The 12,812-nt window shown below is 71.2% G+C and carries 10 protein-coding genes; 8 read left to right on the top strand and 2 right to left on the bottom strand.

What is annotated here, in order from left to right; genetic code table 11:
* Positions 1–10: 10 nt before the first annotated feature.
* Positions 11–748 (bottom strand): FadR/GntR family transcriptional regulator, encoded by a 738-nt coding sequence (locus AC0L6Y_RS02095; RefSeq protein WP_473554412.1) that lies wholly within the window; start codon positions 746–748, stop codon positions 11–13.
* A gap of 190 nt (positions 749–938) precedes the next feature.
* Between AC0L6Y_RS02095 and AC0L6Y_RS02100 the strand changes: the two genes are divergently transcribed.
* The 8 genes from AC0L6Y_RS02100 (at position 939) to mfd (ending at position 11,977) form a co-directional block, all read left to right on the top strand.
* Positions 939–2,330 carry a GntP family permease gene (locus tag AC0L6Y_RS02100; protein ID WP_473554418.1) on the top strand — a complete coding sequence of 464 codons (1,392 nt, stop codon included), beginning with the start codon at positions 939–941 and terminating at the stop codon, positions 2,328–2,330.
* 87 nt (positions 2,331–2,417) lie between these two features.
* Positions 2,418–3,185, top strand: coding sequence for an SDR family oxidoreductase (locus tag AC0L6Y_RS02105; protein WP_473554422.1), 768 nt, complete (start codon positions 2,418–2,420; stop codon positions 3,183–3,185).
* 55 nt (positions 3,186–3,240) lie between these two features.
* On the top strand, positions 3,241–4,266 hold the full coding sequence (locus tag AC0L6Y_RS02110) for an L-idonate 5-dehydrogenase (RefSeq protein WP_473554424.1): 1,026 nt from the start codon (positions 3,241–3,243) through the stop codon (positions 4,264–4,266).
* Positions 4,267–4,278: 12 nt separating this feature from the next.
* The gene (locus tag AC0L6Y_RS02115) at positions 4,279–5,826 is read left to right on the top strand and encodes a gluconokinase (protein WP_473554428.1); all 1,548 of its coding nucleotides are present in this window, start codon (positions 4,279–4,281) and stop codon (positions 5,824–5,826) included.
* A gap of 57 nt (positions 5,827–5,883) precedes the next feature.
* Entirely contained in the window at positions 5,884–6,900 is a 1,017-nt protein-coding gene (locus AC0L6Y_RS02120) for a D-2-hydroxyacid dehydrogenase (protein ID WP_473554433.1), read from the top strand.
* A gap of 255 nt (positions 6,901–7,155) precedes the next feature.
* Positions 7,156–7,788 carry a 50S ribosomal protein L25/general stress protein Ctc gene (locus AC0L6Y_RS02125; RefSeq protein ID WP_473554437.1) on the top strand — a complete coding sequence of 211 codons (633 nt, stop codon included), beginning with the start codon at positions 7,156–7,158 and terminating at the stop codon, positions 7,786–7,788.
* 24 nt (positions 7,789–7,812) lie between these two features.
* Complete coding sequence (gene pth, locus AC0L6Y_RS02130) at positions 7,813–8,385, top strand: aminoacyl-tRNA hydrolase (RefSeq protein WP_473554441.1); 573 nt, start codon at positions 7,813–7,815, stop codon at positions 8,383–8,385.
* Positions 8,386–8,395: 10 nt separating this feature from the next.
* On the top strand, positions 8,396–11,977 hold the full coding sequence (gene mfd / locus AC0L6Y_RS02135; protein ID WP_473554447.1) for a transcription-repair coupling factor: 3,582 nt from the start codon (positions 8,396–8,398) through the stop codon (positions 11,975–11,977).
* On the opposite strand, the gene AC0L6Y_RS02140 is transcribed toward mfd, so the two are convergent.
* Positions 11,928–12,737 (bottom strand): CPBP family intramembrane glutamic endopeptidase, encoded by an 810-nt coding sequence (locus AC0L6Y_RS02140; RefSeq protein WP_473554451.1) that lies wholly within the window; start codon positions 12,735–12,737, stop codon positions 11,928–11,930. The genes mfd and AC0L6Y_RS02140 overlap by 50 nt on opposite strands.
* Positions 12,738–12,812 lie beyond the last annotated feature (75 nt).

A 12,812-nucleotide genomic window follows, 5' to 3' on the forward strand; every position in this document is an offset into this window, starting at 1 on the left:
CCGCTTCAGCCTAGCCCGCCTCGCGCGGGCGCTCCCCGCGAGCGAGGTCACCCACCTCGAGTGCGACGAGCGAGACGTAGGTGCGCGCCCCCGCTTCGGCGGCGTGCGCATCGCTCGCCGAGATCGCGGCGGCGGTGGCGACGTGGTTCTCGAGGGTGCCCTCGGCGGGCATCGCGGGCGTGAGCCCGAGCGCCGCTCGACCGCGCAGCACCTCTTCGACGGGGACGGCGAGCTGGGCCAGCATGGCGTTGCCGGAGGCCTCCAGCAGCAGACGGTGGAAGGCGACGTCGACCTCGAGATACTCGGAGCTGGCGCCGAGGCCGCGCCGGCCGAGCGCGTCCAGCTCGTCGCCGAGCTGACGGAGGCGGGCCCGGTCGTCGAAGCTCGCGCGGACCGCGGCGAGGCGCGCGGCGGTCGGCTCGATCGCCCCGCGGAGCTCGGTCAGCATCGCGAGCTGCTCCTGGCGACGCGGGCCGGCGAGATTCCAGCGGATGACCGCGGCGTCGAAGGCATCCCATTCGCCGTGCGGCCGGACGGTGATGCCGACGCGCCGACGGGAGGCCAGCATGCCGCGCGATTCGAGCACCCGCACGGCCTCGCGGATCACCGTCCGGCTGGCGCCGTGCTCGAGCTCGAGGTCGGCGAGGGTGAGGATCCGACCTTCGGGCAGCTCGCCGGTGGCGATGCGGCGGCCGAGGGTCTCGAGCACATCGCTGTGCGATCCCCGGCCGTGTGCGGTGCCTGTCATCTGCTCATCTTCCGTCGTCGCTGACGTCAATCTAAAAATATGATCATCTAGTTGTAAAAGTATGATCATTATGCCACAGTGGCTCCCACTGTTCCGGGACGCGACGCCATTGTCGGCGCCGTCGAGCCGAGCACACACCCCGACGCGCGGATTCGCGCGCCGATTCCATCAATTCAACGGAGAAGTCTCAATGGAAGATTGGACACAGACCCTCGAGGTTGGTCCCTTGCTCGGCATCGCTGCCGGCGCGATCGCCCTGATCCTGGTGCTCGTCATCGTGTTCCGGGTTCATGCGTTCTTGACCCTCGTCCTCGTCTCGCTGGCGACGGCGATCGTCGCCGGAATCCCGATCGGCCAGGTCGCCAACGTCCTGATCTCCGGGTTCGGCTCGACCTTGGGCTCCGTGGCTCTGCTGGTCGGGCTCGGCGCGATGCTCGGGCGACTGGTCGAGGCCAGCGGCGGCGCCCGCATCCTCGCCGACAAGATGGTCGACGTCTTCGGTGAGAAGCGCGCCCCCTTCGCCCTCGGCATCGCCTCGCTCGTCATGGGCTTCCCGATCTTCTTCGACGCGGGCCTCATCGTCATGCTCCCGATCGTGTTCGCGGTGGCGCGACGCCTCGGCGGCAAGAACATGCTGCTCTACGGCATCACGGCGGCCGCTGGCTTCTCGGTGATGCACATCTTCCTGCCCCCGCACCCGGGCCCCATCACCGCCACCGAGTACTACGGCGCCGACCTCGGCATCGTGCTCATCGTCGGACTGATCATCGCGTTCCCGCTCTGGTACCTCTCCGGCTACCTGTGGGCCAAGTTCATCAACAAGCGCATTCCGCTTCCCGTGCTGTCGCTGTTCGGCGGCCCCGAAGACGACGTCGAGCCCACGAACCCGCCGAAGGCCGGCACCGTCATCGCGCTGCTCGCCCTGCCGCTCGTGCTCATCCTGATGAACACCGGCCTCAACTCGCTGCGCTCCGTCGGCGTCGTCAACGAGACCACCTGGTGGTACCAGGCCATGACGCTCATCGGCACCAGCTCGATCGCGCTGCTCATCTCGGTGTTCGTCGCCGCCTTCGTGCTCGGACGCCGTCGCGGCGTGAACGGCACGGCGCTCGAGCGCATCCTCGACACGGCGCTCGGCCCGATCTGCTCGGTCGTGCTCATCACCGGTGCCGGCGGCATGTTCGGCGGCGTGCTGCGCACCTCGGGCATCGGCACCGCGCTCGCGGAGGTGCTCAGCGACATCGGCCTGCCGCTCATCGTGGCGGTCTACGTCGCCGCCGTCGTGCTGCGCGTCGCGCAGGGCTCGGCCACCGTCGCGCTTGTCACCGCGGCGGGCCTGTTCGCCCCGGCGGTCATCGCGGCGGGCTTCAACCCGCTGCAGCTCGCGGCCGTCGTCATCGCGACCGCGGCGGGATCGGTCTTCGCCGGTCACGTCAACGACTCCGGCTTCTGGCTGGTCGGTCGACTGATGGGCATGGACGTCAAGACCACCCTGAAGACCTGGACCGTGCAGCAGACCATCGAATCCCTCGCCGGATTCGTGGCCGCGCTGCTGGTCTTCGCCGTGGGCTCGATGGTCTAGCCCGCACCCACCCTGTCGCGGCGGGAGCGTGCGATCACCACACGCCCGCTCCCGCCGCACCCTCACTCGGCAACTCGGAGAGACACCATGACCACCTCGTTCGACCTCGGCGGCAAGCTCGCCCTCGTCACCGGATCCTCGCGCGGCCTCGGGCGCGGCCTCGCGCTCGCCCTCGCTGACGCCGGGGCGCGCCTGGTCATCCACGGCCGCGACGCCAGCGCCCTGCAGGAGACCGCCGACGCGATCGAGCGCAGCCACGGCACGCGCCCCGAGCTCGTGATCTTCGACGTCACCGACGCCGCCGCGGTCGAGGCCGGCATCGCCGAGCTGGTCGAGCGCGTCGGCGTGCCCGACATCCTCGTCAACAACGCGGGCCTGCAGCGTCGTGCGCCGTTCGCCGAGTTCCCGGTCGCCGACTGGGATGCGCTCGTCGCGGGCAACCTCTCCGGCGTCTTCTACGTCTCTCGTTTCGTCGCGCCCGGCATGGTCGAGCGCGGCTCCGGCAAGATCATCAACATCGCCTCGGTGCAGTCGCAGCTCGCGCGGCAGACGATCGCCCCCTACGGCGCCACCAAGGCCGGCGTCGCCCAGCTCAGCCGCGGCATGGCCGCCGACCTGGCGCGCCACAACATCCAGGTCAATACGCTCTCGCCGGGCTACTTCGCCACCGACATGAACAAGGCCCTCGTCGAGGATCCGGAGTTCACCGCCTGGCTCGAGAACCGCACGCCGGCCCGTCGCTGGGGTCAGGTCGAGGAGCTCGCCGGCACCCTGATCTATCTCGCCTCGCCCGCGAGCGACTTCGTCAGCGGCCAGAACATCTTCGTCGACGGCGGAATGACCTCGGTCGTCTGACCCGAATCCCGGGCGCCCGCGCGGCGCTCCCGCACCACAACTTCAGGAGGATGCCGTGAAGGCGCTCTACATCGACGGCAAGCTCGACCTCGTCGAGCGCGAGGTCCCGCTGCCCGAGCCCGGCGAGGGCCAGGTGCGCATCCGCGTCCACTACGTCGGCATCTGCGGCTCCGACCTGCACTACTACTTCGAGGGCGCGAACGGCGCGTTCGTCGTGAAGGAGCCGCTGACCCCCGGGCACGAGCTCTCGGGCCGCGTCGACCTGGACCCGAGCGGCACCTGGGCGCCCGGAACCCCGGTGACGGTGCACCCGGCGCGCTTCGGCCAGAGCGAGGCGGGCATCGAGGATGCGCCGAACCTGTGGCCGGGCGGGTCGTACCTGGGCAGCGCCTCCACGACGCCGCACACGCAGGGCGGCATGAGCGAGTTCCTGATCGTCGAGGCTCGCATGGTGCGCGTCGTGCCCGAGGGGCTCTCGCTCGAGGCCGCCGCGCTCGCCGAGCCGCTCGCCGTCTCGCTGCACGGCGTGACGCGCGCGGGCGACGTGGCCGGCAAGCGCGTGCTGGTCTCCGGCGCCGGCCCGATCGGCCTGCTCGCGGTCGCCGCAGCCAAGAGCCGCGGCGCCGCCGAGGTCACCATCACCGACCTGCTGCCCGAGCCGCTCGCCCGCGGCCGGGCCGTGGGCGCTGACCACACGATCCAGATCGGCGTCGAGGAGATTCCCGAGAACGCCTTCGATGTGGTTCTGGAGTGCTCCGGCGCCGCACCCGCGATCTCGCAGGCGTTCCGCTCGGCGCGACGCCGCGGCATCGTCGTGCAGATCGGCATGGTTCCCGACGAGGGGCGACCGATCAACCTCGCCCCGGCGATCTCGAAGGAGATCAGCATCCACGGCGTCTTCCGCTTCGTCGACGAGATCGACGAGGCGATCCGCATCCTGGCGGCCGAGCCCGCCGTGGCCTCGGTGGTCACCCAGGTGATTCCGGCGACGTCGGCGGCGGAGGCCTTCGACATCGCGCGCGATTCGAGCGCGAGCGGCAAGGTGCTCGTCTCGACCTGGCTCGACGACCCCGCCGCCTGAGAGGATTCGGAGATGACCGGCGCAGCCGCCGTGCGCGATGTCGTGATCGGCCTCGACCTCGGCACCACGAGCACGAAGGCAGTCGCCTTCACCCCGGACGGCAGTCAGCTGGCTCAGGCCTCGCACGGCTATGAGCTGCAGACCCCGCACCCCGGCTATGCGGTGCAGGATCCGCAGCAGATCCTCGCCGCCGCCTACCGAGCGGTGGCGGACGTCGCCCGCGAGGTGGGCGCCGACCGCGTGCGCGGCATCTCGTTCTCCTCGGCGATGCACAGCCTGATGGGCCTCGGCCCGCTCTACGAGCCGATGACCCCGGTCATCACCTGGGGCGACACGCGTGCGGCGCCGCAGGCCGAGCGGCTGCGGGGCGGAGTGAACGGGCTCGCGCTGCATCGCCGAACCGGCACCCCCATCCATCCGATGTCGCCGCTGACCAAGCTGATCTGGTTCCGCGAGATGGAGCCCAAGCTGCACGAGTCGGTGGCGTTCTGGGTGGGCATCAAGGACTGGGTGCTCGTGCACATGTGCGGCGCGCTCGTCATCGACCACTCGCTCGCCTCGGGCACCGGGCTGATGGACATCCACCAGCTCGCCTGGGATGCGGAGGCGCTGGCCCTGGCCGGGGTGTCGCCGGAGCAGCTTCCCGAGCTGGTGCGCACGCGGGACGTGCTCCCCGGACTCACTCCCGAGGCGGCCGAGGCGATGGGACTTCCCGAGACCCTCGAGGTGGTGGTCGGCGCGGGAGACGGGCCGCTCGCGAACCTCGGCGTCGGGGCGGTGCGCCCGGGCGTCGCCGCCTGCTCGATCGGCACCAGCGGCGCACTGCGCGTCGGCGTCGACCGCCCCGCGGTCGACCCGCAGGGCGGCGTGTTCTGCTACGCGCTCACCGAGGACCGCTGGGTCGTCGGCGGCGCCATCAACAACGGGGGAGCGACGCTCGGCTGGGCTCGCGGCATCTTCGCCCCCGAACTCGGCGAGGGCAGCGAGGCCGAACTGCTCGAGCTCGCCGCCCGCGCCCAGCCCGGCTCCGGCGGGCTCATCATGCTGCCGTACCTGCTGTCCGAGCGCGCCCCGCACTGGAGCGCGCTGCCGACCGGCGCGTACCTGGGGCTCACCCGGGGCCATCGGCGCGAGCACCTGCTGCGCGCCTCGGTCGAAGGCGTCTGCCTGCAGCTCGCGCTCGTGCTGCAGTCGATGCGCGCCGCGGGCCTCGACGTGACGCACGTGCGAGCCACCGGCGGCGTCACGCGCAATGACCTCTGGCGGGGCGTCCTCGCGGCGGCGCTCGGCATGACGGTCGACTTCGCCGAGGGGCAGGAGGGCTCGAGCTTCGGCGCGGCGCTGCTCGGCATGGAGGCGCTCGGGCTGATCGACTCGATCGACATCGTCGACGAGCTGATCCCCGTCGAGGACTCCGTTCGGCCGGAGCCGCGCGCGCTCGCCGTCTACAGCCAGCTGCTGCCGGTGTTCGCCGAGCTCTACACGCACCTGGTGCCGACCTTCCAGAGCCTGCGGCGCCTCGCCCCGAACCTGCCGCTCGACCTCCTCGACGAGGACTAGGCGCGCGCCGGATCGGTAACCTGGGAGCACATGGACACCTCAGCTCGCCTTCGCGTCGTGGTTGCGACTCCTCTGTTCCCCGCGGACGCCGCGATGATCGTCGAGCGCGAGCCGCGCATCGACCTCGTGCACGCGCCCGAACTGCTCGCCGAGCCGAGCGTCGACTGGATGACCTGGTCGAAGCGGACCCCGGAAGACCAGGCGCGCTTCGAGCAGCTCGTCGACTCGGCGGATGCGCTCTACGGGGTACCCGACCACTCCGGCAAGGCGCTCGCGCGCACCGTGGCCGCGAACCCGAAGCTCCGCTGGGTGCACACGATCCCCGCGGGCGGCGGCCAGCAGGTGAAGGCCGCGAACCTCTCCGAGGAGGCGCTGGAGCGCATCGCGTTCTCCACCTCCGCCGGCGTGCACGCGGCTCCGCTCGCCGAGTTCGCGATCTTCGGCGTGCTCGCGGGGGCGAAGCAGCTGCCCTGGCTGCAGGCCACCCAGCGCCGCCGCGAGTGGGCGCCGCGTCGAGCGCTCGGCCGCGCCGCCGACTCGACCGTCGCCGTCGTCGGCCTCGGCTCGATCGGCCGCCACACCGCCGAGAAGCTCGCGCAGCTGGGCTTCCGCGTGGTCGGGGTCCATCGCCGCCCCGTCGAGGCGCCCGGTGTCAGCGAGATCTTCCCGGTGGAGGACCTCGCGCGCGTCGCGAGCGAGGTCGACGCGATCGTGCTGGCGCTGCCCGGCACGGCCGAGACCGAGAAGATGCTCAGCCGCGAGGTGCTCGCCGCCGCGAAACCCGGCATCACGATCGTGAACGTCGGGCGCGGGACGACCGTCGACGAGCCGGCGCTCGTCGAGGCGCTCACCGACGGCCGGGTCGGTCTCGCGGTGCTCGACGTCACCTACGTCGAACCGCTTCCCGCCGACAGCCCGCTGTGGGATCTGCCGAACGCGATCATCGCGCCGCACACCGCCGCGATCAGCACCGACGAGCCTCGCCTGATCGCGGAGCTGTTCGTCGAGAACGCGCGCCGCTTCCTCGACGGCGAGCCGCTCATCAACCGCGTCAACACGCGCGAGTTCTACTGACCCCTCCGCACCGATTTCAGGAGTTGGTGTGACCAAAGTGACAGGAGTCACCGGTCGAGCGGTCATCCGCCTCATCCGTCACACGAACTCCTGAAAAAGGTTGATGTAGAGTGAGGGCGAACTTCGGCGAGGGATGCGCACGCATCCGTGATCAACGCGGTGGGCTGGCCCCGGGAGAAGATCCCGTGTCGTCCTCACGCAGTCTGCGTTCGAGTTGACCAACACACGGGCCCTGGGCCCATTCAGGAGAGAGCAATGTCTGACGACAACAACCTCGTTGCCGAGGTTCGCACCGAATTCGGCAAGGGAGCGGCCCGCCGCATCCGCGCCGACCACAAGATCCCCGCCGTGCTCTACGGCCACGGCACCGAGCCGCAGCACCTCACGCTGCCGGGCCACGAGACCGCGCTGATCCTGCGCAAGTCGAACGCGCTGCTGACGCTCGACATCGCCGGCACCCCCTCGCTCGCGCTCGTCAAGGACGTGCAGAAGGACCCGGTGCGCCAGATCATCGAGCACGTCGACCTGATCGTCGTCCGCAAGGGCGAGAAGGTCACCGTCGACGTCTACGTGCACGTCGAGGGCGAGCCCGCCGTCGGCACGATCGTCGCGCTCGACGCGAACACGCTGTCGCTCGAGGTCGAGGCGACCCACATCCCCGAGAGCATCACCGTCTCGGTCGAGGGCCTCGAGGCCGGATCGCAGATCCACGCCTCCGACCTCACGCTGCCGACCGGCGCCGCGCTGGTCAGCGACCCCGAGACGCTCGTCGTCAACATCACCGTGCCGGCCGTCGCCGACCTCGGTGAGACCGACGAGGCCGAGGGCGAGGAAGCCGCCGAGGGCGAGGCCGAGGCCGAGGCCGACGCCGCGGGCGACGCCGAGTAGTTCGGAGAGATCATCTCCGCAGATGTGTGGCTCGTAGTCGGGCTCGGGAACCCCGGGCCCGACTACGCCGCGCATCGCCACAACGTCGGCCAGATGGCGCTCGACGTGCTCGCCGAGCGGATCGGCGCGAGCTTCCGGCTGCACAAGGCCCGTGCCGCGGTCGCGGAGGGCCGGGTCGCTCCGGGCGCCGCGAAGCTCATCCTCGCGAAGCCGGCCAGCTTCATGAACCTCTCCGGCGGACCGGTCGCGGCCCTGCTGAAGTTCTACTCGCTCGACGCCTCGCGGCTCGTGGTGCTGCACGACGAGCTCGACCTGCCGTTCGACACCGTCCGGCTGAAGCAGGGCGGCGGCCACGGCGGCCACAACGGCCTGCGCGACATCAGCGCCGCCGTCAGCCCCGACTACACGCGCGTGCGCATCGGCATCGGGCGCCCGCCCGGCCGGCAGGACGCCGCCGACTTCGTGCTGAAGCCGTTCTCGTCCACGGAGCGCGGCGCGCTGCCGAACCTGCTCGGCGATGCCGCCGACGCGACGGAGGACGTGGTGACCCGGGGCCTGCTCGACGCCCAGCAGAAGTGGCACGCCCCGCGCGCGTAGACTCGTCCAAATGGGCCTGAAACGGATTCTCCCGGCGCTCGCGCGCGCCCACAGCGTCGAAACCGCTCTGGATGAGGCCCGGCACGACACCGACTTCGCGGTCGTCGAGGGTGTGCGGATTCCGCTGCTCGCCGAGCTGCTCGAACAGCGCGACGGACCGAGCGCGCTGCTCGTCATCACGGCGACCAGTCGTGAATCGGAGAGCGTCCAGGCGGCCCTGTCCAGCTATCTCCCCGAGGCCCACGTGCTCGGGTTCCCCGCGTGGGAGACGCTGCCGCACGAGCGGCTGAGCCCGAGCGCCGAGACGGTCGGCGCCCGCATCCGCACGCTGCGGCGCCTGCGGACCTGGAGCACCGAGCGCGACGCGCACCTGATCGTCGTGGCGAGCGTCCGCGCCGCGCTGCAGCCGATCGCGCCGGGGCTCGCCGAGGTGGCGCCGCTGGAGCTGCGCACCGGCGGCCGCGGCTACGCCCTCGACGAGATCGCCACCCGGCTCGTCGAGCTCGCCTACACGCGCGTCGACCTGGTCACCCGGCGCGGCGAGTTCGCGCTGCGCGGCGGCATCCTCGACGCGTTCCCGCCGGACGCCGAGCACCCGGTGCGCGCCGACTTCTTCGGCGACGAGCTCGAACAGCTGCGCGCCTTCTCGGTCGCCGACCAGCGCTCGCTGCCGGGCGATCTCGCCGGCGTCGAACTGCCGCCGAGCCGCGAGATGCTGCTGACCGAACCGGTGCGCCAGCGCGCCCGCGAGATGCAGTCCGAGTTCCCGACGCTGCAGCAGATGCTCGCCAAGATCGCCGAGGGCATCCCGGTGGAGGGCATGGAGTCGCTCGCCCCCGCCCTGCTGGAGCGGCTCGAGCCGCTGACCGCCGCCTTCCCGACGGACGCCGCGGTCGCCCTGATGTCGCCCGAGCGGATCGCGAACCGGGCGGTGAGCCTGGTCGAGACGAACCGCGAGTTCCTGTCGGCGGCCTGGAACGCGGCCACCGCTGGGGCCACCGCCCCGATCGACCTGGATGCGGGCGACTTCCTCACCATCGCCGACCTGCGCGAGGCGGCGCGTCCGCGCACCTGGTGGACCTTCTCGCCCTTCGGTCTCGGCGCGGCCGACACCGACGACGACCTGGTGCGCATCGACGCGGATGCGGCCCCGACCTTCGCGGGCAAGTACGGCGGCGCCGTCGACCACGTCGCCGAGCGTCTCGGTGCCGGCTGGTCGGCGGTGATCGCGGCGCAGGGGCCGGGGCTGCTGGAGCGCGCGGCCCAGGTGCTCGGCGAGCAGGGTCTCGCCGCCCGCCCCGTCGACGAGCTTCCCGACGCCCTCGACGCCGGGGTCGCCTACCTGGTGCAAGGTGCGGTCGAGGCCGGCTTCGAGTCGCCCGAGCTGCGCCTGGCGCTGCTGAGCGAGGCGGAGTTCTTCGGCCGTTCGGTCGGCGTCGACTCGCGCCAGGTGAAGAAGCTCGCCAGTCGCCGCAAGAACGTGGTCGACCCGCTGCAGCTGAAGGCCGGCGACGTCGTGGTGCATGCCACACACGGCATCGGCCGTTTCGTCGAGCTGGTGCAGCGCGAGGTCGCGAGCGGCGAGCGGCAGGCCCGCGGCCCGCTCGGCTCGAAGGCCGCGAAGGTGATGCGCGAGTACCTGGTGATCGAGTACGCGCCCTCGAAGCGGGGCATGCCGGGCGACCGGCTGTTCGTGCCGACCGACCAGCTCGACCAGCTGAGCCGCTACGTCGGCGGCGAGTCGCCGACGCTCAGCAAGATGGGCGGCTCCGACTGGTCGGCCGCGAAGGGCCGCGCGCGCAAGGCGGTGCGCGACATCGCCGTCGAGCTGGTCAAGCTCTACAGCGCCCGGATGGCGTCGAAGGGGCACGCCTTCGGCCCGGACACCCCGTGGCAGCGCGAGCTGGAGGAGGCGTTCCCCTTCGCGGAGACCCCCGACCAGCTGCAGACCATCGATGAGGTGAAGGCCGACATGGAGCGGCCGATCCCGATGGACCGCCTCATCTCGGGCGACGTCGGCTACGGCAAGACCGAGATCGCGGTGCGTGCCGCGTTCAAGGCGGTGCAGGACGGCAAGCAGGTCGCGATGCTCGTGCCCACGACGCTGCTGGTGCGTCAGCACATGGAGACCTTCGCCGAGCGCTTCGCCGGGTTCCCCGTGCATCTGCGCGCGCTCAGCCGGTTCCAGACCGAGAAGGAGTCGAAGGAGACGATCGACGGGCTCGCCCGCGGCGAGATCGACGTCGTCATCGGCACCCACCGCATCCTCAGCGAGTCGGTGAAGTTCAAGGATCTGGGCCTCGTCATCATCGACGAGGAGCAGCGCTTCGGCGTGGAGCACAAGGATGCGCTGAAGAAGCTCCGGACGAACGTCGACATCCTGGCGATGAGTGCGACGCCGATCCCGCGCACCCTCGAGATGGCGGTCACCGGCATCCGCGAGATGTCGACGCTGGCGACGCCGCCCGAGGATCGCCACCCGATCCTCAGCTACGTCGGGGCCTACAACGACCAGCAGGTGACCGCCGCGATCCGCCGCGAACTGCTGCGCGAGGGCCAGGTGTTCTACGTGCACAACCGGGTCTCGAGCATCCAGAGCGTGGCCTCGCACATCGCCGAGCTGGTGCCGGAGGCGCGCGTCGCCGTCGCCCACGGGCAGATGAGCGAGAGCGCGCTCGAGCAGGTCATCGTCGACTTCTGGGAGCGCCGTGCCGACGTGCTGGTGACCACGACGATCATCGAGACCGGCATCGACATCGCCAACGCGAACACCCTGATCATCGACCGGGCCGACAAGTACGGCCTGAGCCAGCTGCACCAGATCCGCGGACGCGTGGGTCGCGGTCGCGAGCGCGCCTACGCCTACTTCCTCTACGACGCCGACAAGCCGCTCGGCGAGACGGCGCAGGACCGCCTCGAGACGATCGCGGCGAACAACGAGCTCGGCGGCGGCATGCAGATCGCGCTCAAGGACCTCGAGATCCGCGGCGCCGGCAACCTGCTCGGCGGCGAGCAGTCCGGCCACATCGCGGGGGTCGGCTTCGACCTCTACCTGCGCATGATCGGCGAGGCGGTGAGCGCGTTCCGCGGCGACGTGGCCGAGGGCCAGACGGAGCTGCGCCTGGAGCTTCCGATCGACGCGCACGTGCCCGAGGAGTACATCGAGTCGGAGCGCCTCCGTCTCGAGGCGTACCAGAAGCTCTCGACGGCCACCTCGCCCTCCTCACCCGACGACGCCCTCGACTCGGTGGTCGAGGAGCTCACCGATCGCTACGGCGAACCGCCCGAGCCGGTGCGCCACCTGGTGGCGGTCTCGCGGCTGCGTCGCCTGGCGCAGAAGGCGCTGCTCGGCGACGTCGTCGCGATGGGCGGCAACCTGCGGCTCGCCCCGGTCGAGCTTCCGGACTCGCGCACCGTGCGACTCCAGCGCCTCTACCCGGGCGCCCGCATCTTCGCGCAGGCCAAGGCGCTCAGCGTGCCGCTGCCGAAGGAGCTGGCGGATGCCGAGCTGATCGCCTGGGTGACGCAGCTGATCGAGGCGATCATTCCGATGCCGGAGCAGGCGGAGGCTCCGGCGACGTCGGCGGGGTGACCGGGGCGGGCGTCGGCCGCGGCTTCCAGGCCGAGCCGAGCACGACCGGGATCAGCACCAGGGAGCGCAGGTCGATCAGCGCGTGCACCAGGATCGGCAGCGCGATCGACCCGCTGACGACGTAGAGCAGCGCGAAGCCGACGCCGAGGGCGCTCGCCGCGGCGATCCCGGTCGGGCCCTGGTAGAGGTGCAGCAGGCCGAACAGGATCGAGCTCACGGCGAACGCGAGCAGGGCGTCGCCGGTGATGCCGAACAGCAGGGCGGGCAGCGCGAGCCGGAACAGCAGCTCCTCGAAGACCCCGGCGCTCAGCGCGAGACCGAGCCCGTAGGGCAGCTCGCCGCGCGTGCGGGGGAGCAGCGCCCGGATGTTGCCGACGGTCGGGATCTCCTCGATCGGGGTGCGGCGCAGCAGGATCACCGGCAGCACGAAGCCGAGCACCGCGCCGACGGCGAGACCGATCGCGATGCCGAAGCCGACATCGGTGCCGAACCAGTCCCGCAGCTCGCCGATGCCGGGAAGCTCCTGCGCCTCGACCAGCACCGCGCTCAGCCACGACGCGCTCGCGAACAGCGTCACCGCGCTGAGTCCGCCCATCACGACGAGCGACTCGATGAGCCACCGACGGTAGACCTTCTGGCGTGCGACGGTGCTGCGCAGGCGCCGGAACCGCGCGAACTCGTTGCGCTCGCGGGTGACCGCGCGGCCGATCAGCAGCGCGACGATCAACGCGAACAGGGCGATCAGCGGCGCGGAGTCCATCGGCCCATTCTCCGCCACCCAGCGCGAGGTCGCCGTCGTGGTCCAAGATGAGAGATTGTGTCAACGAATGTGGGT

This window comes from Pseudolysinimonas sp. 10J20-29 (genome assembly GCF_055809595.1).

Excerpts from the sequence above, each read along its gene's own strand:
- AC0L6Y_RS02095 (WP_473554412.1), bottom strand. The coding sequence starts at position 748 with ATGACAGGCACCGCACACGGCCGGGGATCGCACAGCGATGTGCTCGAG.
- AC0L6Y_RS02100 (WP_473554418.1), top strand. The coding sequence starts at position 939 with ATGGAAGATTGGACACAGACCCTCGAGGTTGGTCCCTTGCTCGGCATC.
- AC0L6Y_RS02105 (WP_473554422.1), top strand. The coding sequence starts at position 2,418 with ATGACCACCTCGTTCGACCTCGGCGGCAAGCTCGCCCTCGTCACCGGA.
- AC0L6Y_RS02115 (WP_473554428.1), top strand. The coding sequence starts at position 4,279 with ATGACCGGCGCAGCCGCCGTGCGCGATGTCGTGATCGGCCTCGACCTC.
- AC0L6Y_RS02125 (WP_473554437.1), top strand. The coding sequence starts at position 7,156 with ATGTCTGACGACAACAACCTCGTTGCCGAGGTTCGCACCGAATTCGGC.
- mfd (WP_473554447.1), top strand. The coding sequence starts at position 8,396 with ATGGGCCTGAAACGGATTCTCCCGGCGCTCGCGCGCGCCCACAGCGTC.
- AC0L6Y_RS02140 (WP_473554451.1), bottom strand. The coding sequence starts at position 12,737 with ATGGACTCCGCGCCGCTGATCGCCCTGTTCGCGTTGATCGTCGCGCTG.